The organism is Micromonospora mangrovicola, assembly GCF_047200535.1.
In the GTDB taxonomy this organism is placed as follows: domain Bacteria; phylum Actinomycetota; class Actinomycetes; order Mycobacteriales; family Micromonosporaceae; genus Micromonospora.
Genome location: NZ_JBJZOG010000001.1, coordinates 99,485 through 114,458, shown reverse-complemented (window position 1 = coordinate 114,458; position 14,974 = coordinate 99,485). Strand labels below are relative to the sequence as shown.

The 14,974-nt window shown below is 72.8% G+C and carries 13 protein-coding genes; 8 read left to right on the top strand and 5 right to left on the bottom strand.

The annotated features are described in order from the left end of the window. Positions 1-19: 19 nt before the first annotated feature. The 5 genes from ACL02O_RS00520 (at position 20) to ACL02O_RS00500 (ending at position 5,949) form a co-directional block, all read left to right on the top strand. Positions 20-2,593 carry a putative bifunctional diguanylate cyclase/phosphodiesterase gene (locus ACL02O_RS00520; protein ID WP_412815914.1) on the top strand — a complete coding sequence of 858 codons (2,574 nt, stop codon included), beginning with the start codon at positions 20-22 and terminating at the stop codon, positions 2,591-2,593. A 218-nt stretch (positions 2,594-2,811) separates the two neighbouring features. After that, positions 2,812-4,113, top strand: coding sequence for a glycosyltransferase 87 family protein (locus ACL02O_RS00515; protein WP_412815913.1), 1,302 nt, complete (start codon positions 2,812-2,814; stop codon positions 4,111-4,113). A gap of 56 nt (positions 4,114-4,169) precedes the next feature. Then, positions 4,170-4,802, top strand: coding sequence for a phosphoribosyltransferase (locus tag ACL02O_RS00510; RefSeq protein ID WP_412815912.1), 633 nt, complete (start codon positions 4,170-4,172; stop codon positions 4,800-4,802). Between the two features lie 23 nt (positions 4,803-4,825). After that, on the top strand, positions 4,826-5,194 hold the full coding sequence (locus ACL02O_RS00505) for a TFIIB-type zinc ribbon-containing protein (RefSeq protein ID WP_412815911.1): 369 nt from the start codon (positions 4,826-4,828) through the stop codon (positions 5,192-5,194). 74 nt (positions 5,195-5,268) lie between these two features. Further along, positions 5,269-5,949: a maleylpyruvate isomerase N-terminal domain-containing protein gene (locus ACL02O_RS00500; RefSeq protein WP_412815910.1), complete on the top strand. Its 681-nt coding sequence runs from the start codon at positions 5,269-5,271 to the stop codon at positions 5,947-5,949. A 191-nt stretch (positions 5,950-6,140) separates the two neighbouring features. On the opposite strand, the gene dnaB is transcribed toward ACL02O_RS00500, so the two are convergent. After that, positions 6,141-7,544 (bottom strand): replicative DNA helicase, encoded by a 1,404-nt coding sequence (gene dnaB, locus ACL02O_RS00495; protein WP_412815909.1) that lies wholly within the window; start codon positions 7,542-7,544, stop codon positions 6,141-6,143. Positions 7,545-7,938: 394 nt separating this feature from the next. Here dnaB and ACL02O_RS00490 point away from each other — a divergent pair, with 394 nt between their 5' ends. Then, on the top strand, positions 7,939-9,495 hold the full coding sequence (locus ACL02O_RS00490; RefSeq protein WP_412815908.1) for a hypothetical protein: 1,557 nt from the start codon (positions 7,939-7,941) through the stop codon (positions 9,493-9,495). Between the two features lie 90 nt (positions 9,496-9,585). On the opposite strand, the gene rplI is transcribed toward ACL02O_RS00490, so the two are convergent. The 4 genes from rplI to rpsF all read right to left on the bottom strand — a co-directional run bounded on the left by rplI (position 9,586) and on the right by rpsF (position 11,228). Beyond that, positions 9,586-10,032, bottom strand: coding sequence for a 50S ribosomal protein L9 (gene rplI, locus ACL02O_RS00485; protein WP_412815907.1), 447 nt, complete (start codon positions 10,030-10,032; stop codon positions 9,586-9,588). Between the two features lie 14 nt (positions 10,033-10,046). Next, positions 10,047-10,286 (bottom strand): 30S ribosomal protein S18, encoded by a 240-nt coding sequence (gene rpsR, locus ACL02O_RS00480; protein ID WP_013289355.1) that lies wholly within the window; start codon positions 10,284-10,286, stop codon positions 10,047-10,049. 41 nt (positions 10,287-10,327) lie between these two features. Continuing rightward, positions 10,328-10,855, bottom strand: a complete 528-nt coding sequence (locus ACL02O_RS00475; RefSeq protein ID WP_412815906.1) for a single-stranded DNA-binding protein — start codon at positions 10,853-10,855, stop codon at positions 10,328-10,330. 82 nt (positions 10,856-10,937) lie between these two features. Further along, positions 10,938-11,228 carry a 30S ribosomal protein S6 gene (gene rpsF / locus ACL02O_RS00470; protein WP_412815905.1) on the bottom strand — a complete coding sequence of 97 codons (291 nt, stop codon included), beginning with the start codon at positions 11,226-11,228 and terminating at the stop codon, positions 10,938-10,940. Between the two features lie 675 nt (positions 11,229-11,903). On the opposite strand from rpsF, the gene ACL02O_RS00465 reads away from it, so the two are divergent. Both ACL02O_RS00465 and ACL02O_RS00460 read left to right on the top strand, forming a co-directional pair. Continuing rightward, the gene (locus tag ACL02O_RS00465; RefSeq protein WP_412815904.1) at positions 11,904-12,686 is read left to right on the top strand and encodes a deoxyribonuclease IV; all 783 of its coding nucleotides are present in this window, start codon (positions 11,904-11,906) and stop codon (positions 12,684-12,686) included. Then, positions 12,683-14,971, top strand: a complete 2,289-nt coding sequence (locus tag ACL02O_RS00460; RefSeq protein WP_412815903.1) for a hypothetical protein — start codon at positions 12,683-12,685, stop codon at positions 14,969-14,971. The genes ACL02O_RS00465 and ACL02O_RS00460 overlap by 4 nt, the downstream gene beginning before the upstream one ends. Positions 14,972-14,974: the final 3 nt, after the last annotated feature.

The following is a 14,974-nucleotide window of genomic DNA, read 5'->3' as shown; positions in this document are numbered from 1 at the left end:
GTACACGCACCGCTACCAGATGAGCGCGGTGGAGGCAGAAGACGTGACTCGCGCCATCGCACGCGACAATGGGACCGATCGGCGGCTGCTGCTGCTTGTCGGTCTCGTCGTGTGTGCGGCCACGGTCGCGTCGGTGATCAGCCTCCGGCTCATCCACACCCAGGGCCTGACCGCCTCGACGGATCTGACTCGGGCGGCCACCCTGACGTTCCTCGTCGCCGTCGCCGCCACCGTCAATGTCCGCATCCGCATACGCGCCACCACACACGGCATCTCCTGGACGGACGCGGCCTCAATGATCGGGCTGGCGGTCGCGCCTGTGCCGTGGGTGGTCATCGCCACCGGTCTGGGCGTCGCGATCATCCGGATAGTCGGTCGACTCTCGCCCATCAAGCTGGCCTTCGGTGTCGCCAAGGAGATGACGCTCGCCGCCGTCGGCGGGATCGTCCTGACTGTCGCCGGCTGGACATGGCCCTGGTCCGGCCCGGTCGCGCACTCCCTTCCAGCGCTGGTACTCGCGTACCTGACGGTCGTCGTGCTCGACGAGTTGCTGATGTTTCCCGTCCTCGCCTTCGCGACTCGGACCCCGATCCGCAACCGCTTCCGTCAACAGATCGATCTCCGGCTGGCGAGCGTGGTCGCCCGCTTCTCGGTGATCCTCTCGACCCTCCTGATCCTCCGGATCAACCCCACCTTCCTGATCGTCGTACCGCCGGTCGTCCTGAGCTTGCACCTGGCCTACTCAGGCCGGTTGCGAAGCCGAGCGGAGCGGGACGCCTGGCAACGCCTCGCCCGGACCACCGACGCGCTCAACGTGGTCGATCTGAATGCGGTGCTGACAACCGCCGTCACCCAGGCCACCGAACTCTTCTCCGCCGACGAGGTCGACATCGAGCTGCGCGAGGGGAACCGACTCGTTCGGGGGGCCGGGGAAGCGATCACCTTCCGCGGCGCGGCTGGCGAACCAAGCACGATCGAGGGCTCGCTATTCTCCATCCCCCTCGAAGGGCATGATCAGCACAGCGACCTCGGTGTGCTCCGGCTGCGCTTCGCCGGGCCGGTCGAGCTGTCCGAGCGAGAGCAGTACACCCTGCGTACCTTCGCCTCGGCGCTCTGCACGGCGGTCCGCAACGCGCAGGCGTACGCCGAGCTGGCCCGGATCGCCGAGGAGCACGCGCACGCCGCCACCCACGACGCGCTGACCGGGCTCTCCAACCGCCGGCACCTGCTGGACGAGGGCACCGAGCAGCTCAGCGCCCGGCACGCCGACGGGGTCACCGCGCTGGTGCTGATCGACCTCAACCACTTCAAGGAGGTCAACGACACCCTCGGGCACGGCGCCGGCGACCAGGTGCTGTCGCAGGTCGCCGACCGGCTGCGCGCGGCAGCCCGCCCCGGTGACCTGGTGGCCCGGCTCGGCGGCGACGAGTTCGCCGTCCTGCTGCGCGGTCTGCCCGCCCCGGCGGTCGCGGCGCACCGGGCCGAGTCGCTGCTCGACGCGCTGCACGAGCCGCTCGACCTGGACGGCATGCGGATCAGCGTGGAGGCCAGCGGCGGCATCGCCGTCGCCCCGTCCAGCGGCGGCATGCCCGAGCTGCTCCGCCGCGCGGACGTGGCGATGTACCAGGCCAAGCGGGCCGGCCAGCGGGTCTCCACCTACGCCCCGACCCGGGACACCGCCGACCTGGGCCGGCTCACCCTCGGCGGGGAACTGCCCCGGGCGGTCGCCGACCACGAGTTCACCGTCACCTTCCAGCCGATCGTCGACCTGGGCAGCGGCGAGGCCATCGGCGCGGAAGCGCTGGCCCGCTGGCACCACCCGACGCACGGCATGATCGACCCGCTGCGTTTCCTCGAGGCGGTGGAACGCTCTGGGCTGCTGCCCGCCTTCGCGGAGGCGATCCTCGACCAGGCGCTGATCGCCGCCGGCACCTGGCGGACCGCCGGGTTCGACCTGCCGGTGTCGGTGAACGTGTCCCCGCGCAGCCTGCTCGACCCGCGCTTCCCCGGGTCGGTGCTGGCCCGGCTCCGGGCACACGACCTGCCACCCGACCGGCTGGTGCTGGAACTGACCGAAACCCTCACGCTCAGCCAGCTCGACGTGGTCGACCAGGTGCTCAGCCGGCTCCGCGACTCCGGCGTACGGCTGGCCCTCGACGACTTCGGCACCGGCTACTCCTCGCTCTCGCTGCTCTCCCGCATCCCGGTGCACGAGCTGAAGATCGATCGCAGTTTCGTCACCGCCATGGAGGGCAGCGCCGAGGCCGCCGCGGTGATCCGCTCCACGCTGGACCTCGGGCGCAGCCTCAACCTGACCGTGGTGGCCGAGGGCGTGGAGAGCGAACCCCAGCGCCGGGCTCTCTGGGAGCTGGGCTGCGCCGCCGGGCAGGGCCACCTGTTCGCCCGGCCGCTGCCCGCCGGGGCGCTGCTCGCCGCCCTCCAGCGGGGCGCGGGCGGCCGGCCCGGCAAGCTCGCCCCGCCGCTGCACGACGCGGGCGCGGTGATCCGCCTACCGGGCCGGCGCACCGGTGGTCGGAGCCGGACCGCCGGCAACGCCGCCACCGGCCGGACCGGCGAGCCCGGCGCCCGCTGACCTCCTTCATCCACTCTGAGTGCGGCCAGTCGGGGTGTCCTGCGGCCGGGAGACCGCGGTTTGCGGCAGGTCGAGAATGCCCGCAGCCGGGACGCCGCGGCTTGCGGCAGGTCGGGACGCCCTGCGGCCGGGACCCGGCAGGTCGAGCCGGGTGGCGAGGACCTGGTTGCGGCGAGCGCGGCGCGGCGGGCTGGGTGGGGTCTGCCAGACTGGCCGGCGTGACCGCCGACCCCGACCGGGCCGCCCCCGCCGCCCGCCGCTGGCAGGCCGTGGACTCCGCCGCCGGCGGCCTCGCCCTCGACCTGGGTCTCTACACCGTGTCGGCGGTCTTCGCCGGGGTCACGGCCGCCACCTCCACCCTGGCTTCGCACCGCGCCTGGGGCACCATCGCCGCCGTCGGCTACCTGCTGGCGGCGCTCCTGGTGACCGGCCAACTCCTCAACAGACGCCGCCACCCCGCCACCGCCCTGGCCGGGCTCCCGGCCCGCTGGGCGGTAGCCGGATTCGTCTGGGCCACCACGGCGCTGCTACCGATCGTGGCGCAGAGCGTGCAGCGGGCGGCGGGGCGTACCGACCGGGCGCAGGAGGAGGTGACCGTGGTCGAGCAGGCCGGCATCCGGCTCGCCGAGCACGGGACCCCCTACCTGGGCCACGACGCCATCGCCGCGCTGCGGCCCGGGGAACGGCTGCTCGGCTACACCCCGTACCAGCCGGGGATGGCGCTCTTCGGGCTGCCCCGGGCCGCCGCCGACGCCTGGTGGACCGACGCCCGCGTGTGGTTCGCCCTGGTCACCGCGCTGGTCCTGGCCGCCGCCGTGGCCACCCTGCGCGGCACGCCCACCGCCGACGCGCCCCGCCGGGACGCCGCCGCGCTGCGCGCCGTCCAGGCGGCGACCGTCCTGCCGGTCTGCGCGCTCACCCTGGCCACCGGCGGCGACGACCTGCCCGTGCTCGCGCTCTGCCTGCTCGCGCTGGCACTCGCCGCCGCCGGCCGTCCCGGCCGGGCCGGCCTGGCCGTCGGGGTGGCCGGAGCGCTGAAGCTCTTCGCCTGGCCGGTGGCGTTGGTGCTGGTCTGCTGGGCGGCCACCCGCCGGGCCGGCCTGCGCACCGCCCTCGGCGCGCTCTGCCTGCCCGTGCTCGCACTCCTGCCCGCTTTGCTCGTCGACCGGGACGCCCTGGTGGAGAACGTGCTGCGCTTCCCGCTCGGGCACGGGCTGGTGACCAGCCCGGCCCAGTCCCCGTTCCCCGGGCACCTGATCGCCGCCATGCTGCCCGGCGGCCGGATCGTCGCCGCCGCGCTGCTGGTCGCGGTGGGGTTGGCGATCGCCGTCCGACTGCTGCGCCGCCCGCCGCGCACCGCCGCCGCCACCGTGCTGATCTGCGGGTACGGGCTGCTCGCGGCGATCCTGCTGATGCCCTCCACCCGGTTCGGCTACCTGCTCTACCCGGTCGCCCTGCTGGTGTCGGCCCCCGCCCTGATGCTGGCGGAGACCCGCGCCCGTCGGCCGGTGCCCGCCTGACCGGCTTTCCGGCAACTCCCTGACGCGGGGCACCCGCAGGGCGTACACCTGAGGACATGACCACCTACCGCGACCGGGCCGAGGCGGGCCGGAGCCTGGCCGACAAGCTCACCGACCTCGCCGGACAGCCGGACGCCGTCGTCCTCGGCCTGGTACGTGGCGGCGTGGAGGTCGCCCGGGTGGTCGCCGAGCGGCTCGGCGTACCCATGGACGTGCTCGTGGTCCGCAAGCTCGGCGTGCCGTACGCGCCCGAGGTGGCCTACGGCGCACTCGGTCCCGGCGGGGTGCAGGTGCTCAACGAGATGGTCGCCGACCGGATCAGCGAGGCCGAACGCGCCGAGGTGCGGCAGCGGGAGCAGGCCGAACTGGAGCGCCGTGAGCGGCTCTACCGCACCGGCCGCCCGCCGCTCGACCTCACCGGGCGGACCGCGGTCATCGTCGATGACGGACTGGCCACCGGCGCCACCGCCCGCGCCGCCGTGCAGGTCACCCGCCACTTGGGCGCGGCCCGGGTCGTCGTGGCCGTGCCGGTCGGCTCCCGGGAGGCGTACCAGATGCTGGCCGCCGAGGCCGACCAGGCGGTCATCCTGGAGGCGCCGCCCGACTTCATGGCGGTCGGCGCGTACTACGAGGACTTCCACGAGGTCTCCGACGACGAGGTGACGGAAACGTTGAAGGCCACCGCGTGAGCCCACCGGGTACCGTCGGTCCCATGCAGCTCACCTGCCCCAAATGTCACGGAGACATGCGCCAGTACGAGCGCAGCGGAGTCATCATCGACCAGTGCAGCGAGTGCCGCGGCATCTTCCTCGACCGCGGCGAGCTCGAGAAGCTGTTCGAGGCCGAGGCGAACTGGAACCGGCAGCACGCCGCCCCACAGCCGGCGGCCCCGGCGACCGGCGGCTTCACCCCGCCACCGCCGCCCCCCGCCACCCACCAGCCCGGGTACGGCACCGTCCCGCCGCCACCCCCCGGTCACGGCTACGCGCAGCCCGCGTACGGCCACGGCGGCCACTACGGCTACCACGGCCACTACAAGCGCAAGAAGCGTCACGGCTTCCTCGGCGAGCTCTTCGACTGAGCGGTGCGCGGCGGCCGGGCCGACCCGGCCGCCGCGTCCGTGCCGGGCACGGCCGGCCGTGGCAGGCTGCCCCCATGAGGGTCCGCGGGCAGCACATCGCGCTGGCACAGGCATACGACGGCATCATGCGGGTGGTCTGTGACCTGGACGACGCCGACCTGCAACGGCCGACGCGCTGCCGCGGCTGGCTCGTCGCCGACCTGCTCTTCCACGTCCTCTGCGACGCCCAGCGGGCCCTCGTCGCGCTGGCCAGCCCGGCCGACGGCCCCGCCGACGTGGACGACGTCAGCTACTGGCGCGCCTTCGCCGGCGGCGACAGCGACGCCGGCGCGCGGCACGCCTGGTGGGTCCGCCGCTCGGCGGCCGCGTTCGAACGGCCCGCCGGCATCGTGCGACTCTGGGCCGACACCGCACCCGCCGCTGTCCGCGCGGCCGGTGCCGCCGACCCCGACGGGCACGTCGCCACCCAGGGGCACGTGCTGCGCGTACCCGATTTCCTCGCCACCCTGACCACCGAGGCGGTCGTTCACCACCTCGACCTGGTGGCGGACCTGCCGGGCGCCCCGCTGCCCGGTGCCGCCGCGACCGCCGTCGCGGTGGCCGCCGTGGACGGCCTGCTCAGCGACGACGCCGTCCGGCCGACCGGCTGGGACGACGCGGAGTATCTGCTGAAGGCCACCGGCCGGCTGCCGCTCACCGACCGCGACCGGCGCGACCTGGGCGAGGCCGCCGGCTGGTTCCCGCTGCTCGGCTGAGCCCCGCCCTGGCTTGATCTCCAACCTGTCCGGCGCGGCCGGGATCGGGCATCCCTCAGGTCGTTGGTCAGAGCCACGCCGGCAGGCGACACGCGGGGAGCAGCGCGCCGTCGAAGCTGGCCGCCTCGCTCACCGGTCCGGCGGCGAGGGTCAGCGCGGCTGCCTGCCAGGTCGGCTCGCGGCGGTACGGATCAGACGATGGCCATGTCGACGAAGCGGGACAGGTGCAGCTGGGCGGCCACGGTCACGGTGTCGGTCGGGCCATTTCGATGCTTGGCAACAATGAAATCCGCCTCTCCGGCGCGCGGCGACTCTTTGTCGTAGTAGTCGTCACGGTGCAGCAGGATGACAACGTCCGCGTCTTGTTCAATTGATCCACTTTCGCGTAGATCGGACAGCTGCGGTCGCTTGTCGGTGCGCTGCTCGGGGCCGCGGTTCAGCTGGCTCACCGCGATCACCGGGCACTCGACTTCCTTGGCCAGCAGCTTCAGGCCACGGGAGAGGTCCGCGACCTCCTGCTGTCGGCTCTCGGTGCGCTTCGGTGAGGCCATCAGCTGGAGGTAGTCGACCACGATCAGCTTGAGGTCGTGCTTCTGCTTGAGCCGCCGCGCCTTGGAGCGGATCTCCATCAGGTTCATGCTCGGCGTGTCGTCGACGAAGAGCGGGGCCTCGCTGATCTCGCCCATGCAGCGGGCCAGCTTGGTCCAGTCGTCGTCGGAGAGCTGGCCGCTGCGCAGTACGTGCAGCGGGACCCGGGCCTCGGCCGAGAGGAGCCGCATCACGATCTCGACCTTGCTCATTTCCAGCGAGAAGATCGCCGAAGCATGGTTGGAGCGGATCGAGGCATTTCGGGCAAAGTCCATAGATGCGGTCGACTTGCCCAGACCCGGCCTGCCGGCCACGATGATGAGCTGGCCGGGGTGCAGGCCGTTGAGCAGGCGGTCGAGGTCGCTGAACCCAGTCGGCACGCCGGTCATCACGCCGCCCTGGGCGCCCACGGCCTCGATCTCGTCGAGCGTCGGCTGGAGCATGTCGGCCAGGACGGCGAAGTCCTCGCTGACCCGCTTCTCGGTGACCTCGTAGACGGCCTGCTGAGCCAGGTCGACGACGTCGTCGACGTCCCGGCTGCCGCCCTGGGCGGTGCCGTACCCGAGCTGAACGATCCTGGTGCCGGCCTCGACCAGCCGGCGCAGTACCGCGCGCTCGCCGACGATGCGGGCGTAGTAGGCGGCGTTGGCGGCGGTGGGCACGCTGGCGATCAGCGTGTGCAGGTACGGCGCGCCACCGATCCGGGCCAAATCGCCGGAGTCGGCCAGGGCGGCCGCGACGGTGATCGGGTCGGCCGGCTCCCCGCGGCCGTAGATGTCGAGGATCGCGTCGTAGATGGTGGAGTGCACGGGGCGGTAGAAGTCGTTGGACTTGAGGATCTCGACGACGTCGGCGATGGCGTCCTTGGACAACAGCATGCCGCCGAGGACGCACTGCTCGGCGGCCACGTCCTGGGGCGGGGTCTTCTCGAACTGCCCGTCCCGCTGCGGTGGCGCGGACGACGGCCCCCCGGTCCGCTCCGTCCGCTGGTCGTCGGTGACCGACACGGGTCCCCCCTTGCTGCGTCGGATCGAATCCAGCTCTACCGCCGGGGTATGACAACTCCGACGACCCTCCGGTCGATCGGGGGCCACCGCCCGGACGGTCGGGGGACAACGATACGGAAGCCGAGGTCAGCCCCTCAACAATGCCGGTGGACGAGCCTCGGGACAACCTGTGGACGCCAAGGGAAGCGCATGTGCGCAGGGTGTGCACAGGGGTGTGGAAAAGTGACGGCGGGTTCCGTGCACAAGCATCCTGAACTGGGGTTATGCAATCCCCACCCTGTGGACGAAAGATTTCGGGTGAAGCTTCGGAGCCGTTCGTCCCGTACTATCTCTGCGAACGGCTACACCTGGACAGCGGATTGCACTTTCGGTTGAGAAGGGTCACGCTCCGGCCGTGAGTTACCGGGACTGGGGAAGCGGGGAGGGCAGCTCGCGCGAGCGCCAGCCGATCGCCCCGTGGGCGGATCCCGCCGAGCCGCTCCCGGCAGACCCGTACGTCTCCGCGCGTTACCGCACCCCGAGCCGTCGCCGCGCCATCGAACGCGGCCAGGACGAGCCGGTCGACACGTACCTTCCCCGGTGGGCACTGGAGTCGGGCGTACGCCGGGCGGACGGCGGAGGCCGGCACGCCGCCCCCGACGACGATGACGACGGCGCACCGCCGTACTCGGGCGACAGTTGGCGGGCGGGCGCGGACGGCGGCTGGCACCAGTCGGGCGACCGCCGCGAACTGCGCGCCATCGGTGCCGGCCCGGCGAGCGAGCACACCGCCGAATGGACCCTCGACACCCCGCAGGAGCAGGGGTACGTCGGAAGCCGGCGGGCCGACTCGGGCGAGGACGATCCGGTGTCCGGGCCGGCCCCGCGCAGCCGAATCCGGCGCGCGCCGGCCCGGCGGCCACAGGTGACCTGGTCGGGCCTGGAGGACGGCACGTCGCCGGGCGGGGAGAGCGACCGGCCGGAGTCCGGTTCGATCGGTGGGCAGGCCCGGTGGGCGGGGTCCTCGGACGCCTCGTCCCGGCCGGCGGCCGACCCGTGGAGCCGGGGCCGGTCCGTCGAGCCGGATCCGGCGGAGCGGCCGGCGGTCGACCCGTGGGACGCGTCCGGGGTGAACGCCTGGGATCGTTCCGCCGCTGTCGATCGCTGGGACGGCACGGGCCGGTGGGACCGCGCGGAGCACACCGGCGAGTGGGACCGCATCACCGACACCGGCCAGTGGGACCGGTCCACCGACGCGGGTCAGTGGCGGGGGTCCGGCGACACCGGGCAGGGGAGCCGGTACGCCGAGGTCGACCCGTGGGATCGGACGGTGCCCCCGAGACCGGCCCGGGAGGGTTGGGCGTCAACGGAGCAGGCCGAGGCGTTCTGGTCCGGGACCCGGCTGGCCGGTGACGATCCGCGGTGGACGGAGACCCCGGCGTCCGCACCGCGCTCTCCGGTGGTCCCGTACACCGCGCCCCGGCCGCGAACGGCGCCCCGGCGTCGGCCGGTGGATCCGGCGGACGCGGGCTGGGGCGCGGCGTCGACCCAGCGGCGGCGGACCGAGACGGTCGGCGGCGGGTCGTGGAGCCGCCGGTTGGAGGACGACCTGCTCGACCCGGACCCGGGCGGGCCGATCCGGCCGCTGGTGTACACCGCGGCCTGTTACCTGGCGCCGGCGCTGCTGGTCTTCGTCGGGCTGCTGTTCCTGGACGGGCGAGCCCCGGCGGGCTGTGTCACGGACATCACCGGGGGCGGCTGCGACTCGCCGCGGGCGCACGCCTTCGCTTCGCTGATCGCGGGGGCCCCGCGGTTCGGGCTGGCGCTGGTGAGCAGCCTGGTCGTCGCGGTGGTGTTGCGTCGGGTCGGGACGACGTGGCGGTCGGCGACGGTGGCGCTGGCGGCGGCGGTGGTCGGCGGCGGCCTCTCCACCGTGATGATCAGCGCGGTGACCGGCCGGCCGATCGGCTGAGTTCCGGCGCGGTCCGAGCCGCCCTCTCCCGCATGCGGAAGGGCCCGCACCGGGAGTCCGGTGCGGGCCCTTCCGTCGTGCTGTCGGGTGTCAGCCCTTGACGACATTCAGGTCGAACTTGGCGGTCACCTCGGGGTGCAGCTTGATGCTGACCGGATACGAGCCGAGCGACTTGATGTGACCGGGCAGCTCCAGCCGGCGACGGTCCAGGTTCGGACCGCCGGCGGTCTTGACGGCCTCGACGATCTCGGCCGGGGTGACCGAGCCGAAGAGTCGGCCGCCGTCGCCGGCACGGGCCTTCAGGTTGACCTTCAGACCCTCGATCTGGGCCTTGACCTCGTTGGCGTGGCCGAGGTCGCGGATCTCACGGGCCGAGCGGGCCCGCTTGATGACCGTGACCTGCTTCTCCGCACCCTTGGTCCAGGCGATCGCGAAGCCCTGCGGCAGCAGGTAGTTACGGCCGTAGCCGTTCTTCACCTCGACGATGTCGCCCGGGGCACCGAGGCCGGACACCTCCTGAGTCAGGATGATCTTCATGTCGGTGCCTCCTCTCAGCGGGTCGTGGCCGTGTACGGCAGGAGCGCCATCTCGCGGGCGTTCTTGACCGCACGGGCGATCTGCCGCTGCTGCTGCGAGGTAACGCCGGTCACCCGCCGAGCGCGGATCTTGCCGCGGTCGGAGATGAACTTGCGCAGCAGCGCGGTGTCCTTGTAGTCGATGTAGGTGATCCCGTCCTTGTCGAGCGGGTTCACCTTCTTCTTCGGCTTGCGAAGTGCCGCAGCCTTGGCCATTGCTCTTGCTCCTGGTTTGCGATCGCGGGCGCTCGGCGCCATTAGAACGGGGGCTCCTCGTCGAAGTTTCCGCCGCCCGAACCACCGCGCGAGGGAGCCGGGGAGGCCGAGGCCCAGGGGTCGTCGAAGTTGCCTCCGCCGCCCTGGCCACCACCACCACCGAAGCCGCCACCGCCGCCGCCCGAGCGGGACATCTTCTGCACCTTCGCCGTGGCGTAGCGCAGCGACGGGCCGATCTCGTCGACCTCCAGCTCGATGACGGTGCGCTTCTCACCCTCGCGGGTCTCGTACGACCGCTGACGCAGCCGGCCGGACACGATCACCCGGGCGCCGCGCTGCAGCGACTCGGCGACGTTCTCGGCGGCCTGCCGCCAGACCGTGCACGAGAGGAACAGCGGCTCGCCGTCCTTCCACTCGCCGGACGCCCGGTCCATGAAACGGGGCGTCGAGGCGACCCGGAACTTGGCGACCGCCGCCCCGGAGGGGGTGAACCGCAACTCGGGGTCATCGGTCAGGTTGCCGATGACCGTGATGGTGGTGTCTCCTGCCATGACCATCTCCTCGCGCACTCATCGTTCTGCCGTACAGGCTCTCAGAGCCCTCCGACACCGTCGATGAGGCTTGATCCGGACGTGCCGGGGTCGAATGCGGTTAGCGCATCTCCGGCCGGATGACCTTGGTGCGCAGCACGGACTCGTTGAGTCGCAGCTGACGGTCCAGCTCGGCCACCGCCTCCGGCGTCGCCTGGAGGTCGACGACGGCGTAGATGCCCTCGGCCTTCTTGTTGATCTCGTACGCGAGGCGCCGGCGGCCCCACACGTCGGTCTTCTCCACCGAGCCACCCGCGGTCCGGATCACGTTCAGGTACGTGTCGATCGACGGGGCGACGGTGCGCTCCTCGAGGCTGGGGTCGAGGATCACCATGATTTCGTAATGACGCAAGACGTGCTCACCTCCTGTGGGCTAGGCGGCCACGGTCCTTCCGTGGCAGGAGGTCGTGCGTCGTGGCCCGTGCCCGGCGCGGGGGAACCCGACCGGACGCGGACAACCGGACCAGGATACCCGGTCCGGACGATCATGCCCGGGGAGGCCGGACGCGGCGTCCCGGGCGCGGCGACAGGGGTCCACCTCCGGCGTCGTGCATCGAAGGTGGACCCCTGTCCACGGGGCCGCGGGGCGTCCCGTCCGCATTCCTTGGGTGGGACCTGGGGAGGAACGACCACACCGATGAGGTTGGATCGAGGGCGCCCCGCGGAGCTTTATCGTGTTGTCACCTGGTCTGACCATACAACGACTCTCGTCACCTCTTGGGGCAAATGGAGGAATTCGACCGACAGCTCTGCGCGCTGCCCTTCGATCTGACGAGCCGGGTCACGCCCCGCCGTGCCGGGCCGCACGGCGGAGCGTCCCGTTTCCGGGGGTCTCCGCTCGACCGGACGCGCTGTGGACCGCGCCCGGGCGGAGCGTCGACCATCGATCCCACCTCGGACAACGACCACCGGGCCGACTGGTGACGCCGGCCCCCGCCGGGACCTCGGCCCGGACCCGCCGTTCCGCGCCGGAACCGGCGCGCCGCGGTCGCCCCGTGCGTCGGGGCCGCGACGTAGGCTGCCCTCCATGCGAATCGGAGCCCACGTCGATCCGACCGACCCGCTGGCCGAGGCGGCCGCCCGGGACGCCGAAGCCGTGCAGTTCTTCCTCTCCGATCCACAGGGATGGAAGGCCCCGAAGCCCCGGGAGGACGCGGAACGGCTGCGCGACGCCGACGTCGACCTCTACGTCCACGCGCCCTACGTGATCAACGTGGCCACCCTGAACAACCGCATCCGCATCCCGAGCCGCAAACTTCTCCTCGGCCACGCGTCGGCCGCGGCGGCGGTCGGTGCCAAGGGTCTGATCGTGCACGGCGGTCACGTCAATGCCGGTGACGACCTCGCGGTCGGCTTCGACAACTGGCGGAAGACGTTCGCGTACGCCGCGGACTCGGGCGGCTTCCCGCTGCCGGTCCTGATCGAGAACACCGCGGGTGGGGACAATGCCTGCGCCCGCCACCTCGACGCGCTGGCCCGGCTCTGGGACGCGCTCGGCGATTACGAGGTGGGCTTCTGCCTCGACACCTGCCACGCGTATGCCGGCGGCGAGGAACTGCTCGGGCTGGTCGACCGGGTCAAGGCGATCACCGGCCGGATCGACCTGATCCACGCCAACAACTCCAAGGGCGCGTTCAACTCCGGGCAGGACCGGCACGACAACCTCACCGGCGGGACGATCGACCCCGAGCTGGTGGTGGCGGTGATCCGGGCGGCCGGGGCGCCGGTCATCGTGGAGACCCCGGGCGGTGTGGCGGGCCAGGCGGCCGACATCGCTTTCCTGCGCGAGCAGGTGGGGACCGCGGCATGACCACCGAGCAGTCCGACGCGATCACCGACGGTCGCCCCGCCGAGCCCGTGGTCGCCGGCGACCCGCAGCCAGCCACCGACGGATCCGACCGGTCGGACGCCCGACCGGAACCGGCGGTGCGGACGACGGGCGAACAGCCGGGGCCGGCTTCCGGCGCCGCCGAATCCGCCGGACGGGCCGATGCGGCGCATACCGGGTCCCCGGCCGCAGCGGGCGACGCTGACGCGACGGCCGGCGCGGACGACCCCGGTACCACCGCGAACGGGACCGCCGCCGGGGCCGGCACGGCCGCAAAGGCCCGCGCAGGCGACACCGCCGGGACGGCCGACTCCGGCGACACCGCCGGCAAGGCCGGCCCGGACACCGGGCGGGCCGGCGCCGACGGACCGGCCGCCGACGAGGCGGGTCGTACTGCGGAGGCGGACCCGGCCGGTCCGGCGAAGACCGACACCGAGCCGACCGGGAAGACCGGCGACGAGCCCGCCGAGGAGACGAAGCCGGACGACCCCTTTGTCGCGTTCGGCCCCGCCCCGGACCCGGTGGTCGGCCGTCCCCGCCGGGCGGTCGGTGCGGTCGGCCGGTTCCTGGTCCACGAGTGGACCCTGGCCACCGTGGCCGCGCTGGCACTGGCCGTCCTGATGACCTGGCCCACGCTGCGCTACCCGGCCTACACGCTGCCGCAGGACTACTGGGACCCGAGCCTCCAGGCCTGGCAGATGGCCTGGTCGGGGCACATCCTGCTGACCGACCCGGCGCAGCTCTGGAACGCCAACACCTTCTTCCCCGACCCGTGGAGCTTCGCCTTCTCGGACACTCTCCTCGGCTACGCCCCGGCCGGCATGATCGGTCACGGCCCCGAGGCGGCCCTGGTGCGCTACAACATCATGTTCGTGCTGGCGCACGCGCTCGCCACGCTCGGGGCGTACGCGCTGGCCCGCCAGCTCGGTGCGGGCCGGATCGGGGCCGCGGTGGCCGGAGCGAGCTACGCGTACGCCCCCTGGCTGCTGGCGCAGGCCGGGCACCTGCACATCCTCTCCAACGGTGGGATCCCGCTGGCGCTGGCGATGCTCGCCCGGGGCCACGGCTGGTCCCTGCGGTACGGGTACCGCCCGGAGCGCCGGCACGCCGGTTGGGCGTTCACCGGCTGGCTGGTGGCCGCGTGGCAGCTCAGTCTCGGCTTCGGCATCGGCCTGATGTTCGCGTACCTGTTGGGTGGCGTCGTGCTGGTGTCGACGGTGATCTGGTTCGCCCGGCGCTGGGTGGTCCGGCCGGTGAAGCGCCCGTTCGGCGGCCGGCTGTTCCTCGCGGACCTGCTCGGCGGGCTGCTCTTCGGCACGGTCGGGGCGCTGCTGGCGGTGCCGTTCTTCAAGGTCGCGGAGCTGCACCCGAACGCGGCCCGGACACTCGGCGACATCGCGATCTACTCGCCACCGGCGAGCGGGTTCCTCACCGCCCCGGCGGAGTCGCGGATCTGGGGCGAGCTGCACGAGGGTGCCCGGGCGGTGCTGCCCTGGCACCCCGAGATGACCCTGCTGCCCGGTTTCGCGCTCTACGCCCTGGCCGCGGGCGGGCTGTTCTTCTCGGTCTGGCGGGTCCGGCACCGGCTCTACCTGCTCGCCGGGGTGCTGGTCAGCATGGTCCTGGCGATGGGCACCCGGTTCTTCGGCGGGACGTACACCTTCGTGCCGCTCTTCGAGTACCTGCCGGGCTGGAACGGGTTGCGCACGCCGGGCCGGCTGATGCTCTGGGCCACCCTGCTCCTCGGCCTGCTCGCTGCGGGCGCGGTCACCGCCTTCTGCGCCCGGGTACGCGAGTTCGCCGCCGAGCGGGTCCCCCCGTGGCCCGGGCCGTGGCTGCGGCTGGCGACCCTGCTGCCGCTGCTGCTGGTGATCGTCGAGGGCCTGAACGTCACGCCGCACCCGGTGGCGCCCCAGCAGCCGGCGGTCATGCGGACGGTGGACGGGCCGATGCTGGTCCTGCCCAGCAGCCAGAACCTGGACCAGCCGGTGATGGTCTGGTCGACCAGCCGGTTCCAGCAGATGGTCAACGGCGGCAGCGGCTTCACCCCGGAGACCCAGGCGAAGGTACGCGACGTCACCGTCGGCTTCCCCGACCAGCCCAGCATCGACTATTTGCGCCAGCTCGGCGTGCGGAACGTGGTGGTGCTCCGCACCCAGCTCGGCGGCACGCCGTGGGAGGGCATGCTCGACAAGCCGGTCGACGGGTGGGGGATCACCCGGGAGGACGTCGGCGAGGCGGTGGTCTACCACCTCACGTCGAGGTAGGGC

Excerpts from the sequence above, each read along its gene's own strand:
- rplI (WP_412815907.1), bottom strand. The coding sequence starts at position 10,032 with ATGAAGATCATCCTGACTCAGGAGGTGTCCGGCCTCGGTGCCCCGGGC.
- ACL02O_RS00500 (WP_412815910.1), top strand. The coding sequence starts at position 5,269 with ATGAGGGTCCGCGGGCAGCACATCGCGCTGGCACAGGCATACGACGGC.
- ACL02O_RS00460 (WP_412815903.1), top strand. The coding sequence starts at position 12,683 with ATGACCACCGAGCAGTCCGACGCGATCACCGACGGTCGCCCCGCCGAG.
- ACL02O_RS00465 (WP_412815904.1), top strand. The coding sequence starts at position 11,904 with ATGCGAATCGGAGCCCACGTCGATCCGACCGACCCGCTGGCCGAGGCG.
- ACL02O_RS00510 (WP_412815912.1), top strand. The coding sequence starts at position 4,170 with ATGACCACCTACCGCGACCGGGCCGAGGCGGGCCGGAGCCTGGCCGAC.
- ACL02O_RS00520 (WP_412815914.1), top strand. The coding sequence starts at position 20 with ATGAGCGCGGTGGAGGCAGAAGACGTGACTCGCGCCATCGCACGCGAC.
- rpsR (WP_013289355.1), bottom strand. The coding sequence starts at position 10,286 with ATGGCCAAGGCTGCGGCACTTCGCAAGCCGAAGAAGAAGGTGAACCCG.
- ACL02O_RS00505 (WP_412815911.1), top strand. The coding sequence starts at position 4,826 with ATGCAGCTCACCTGCCCCAAATGTCACGGAGACATGCGCCAGTACGAG.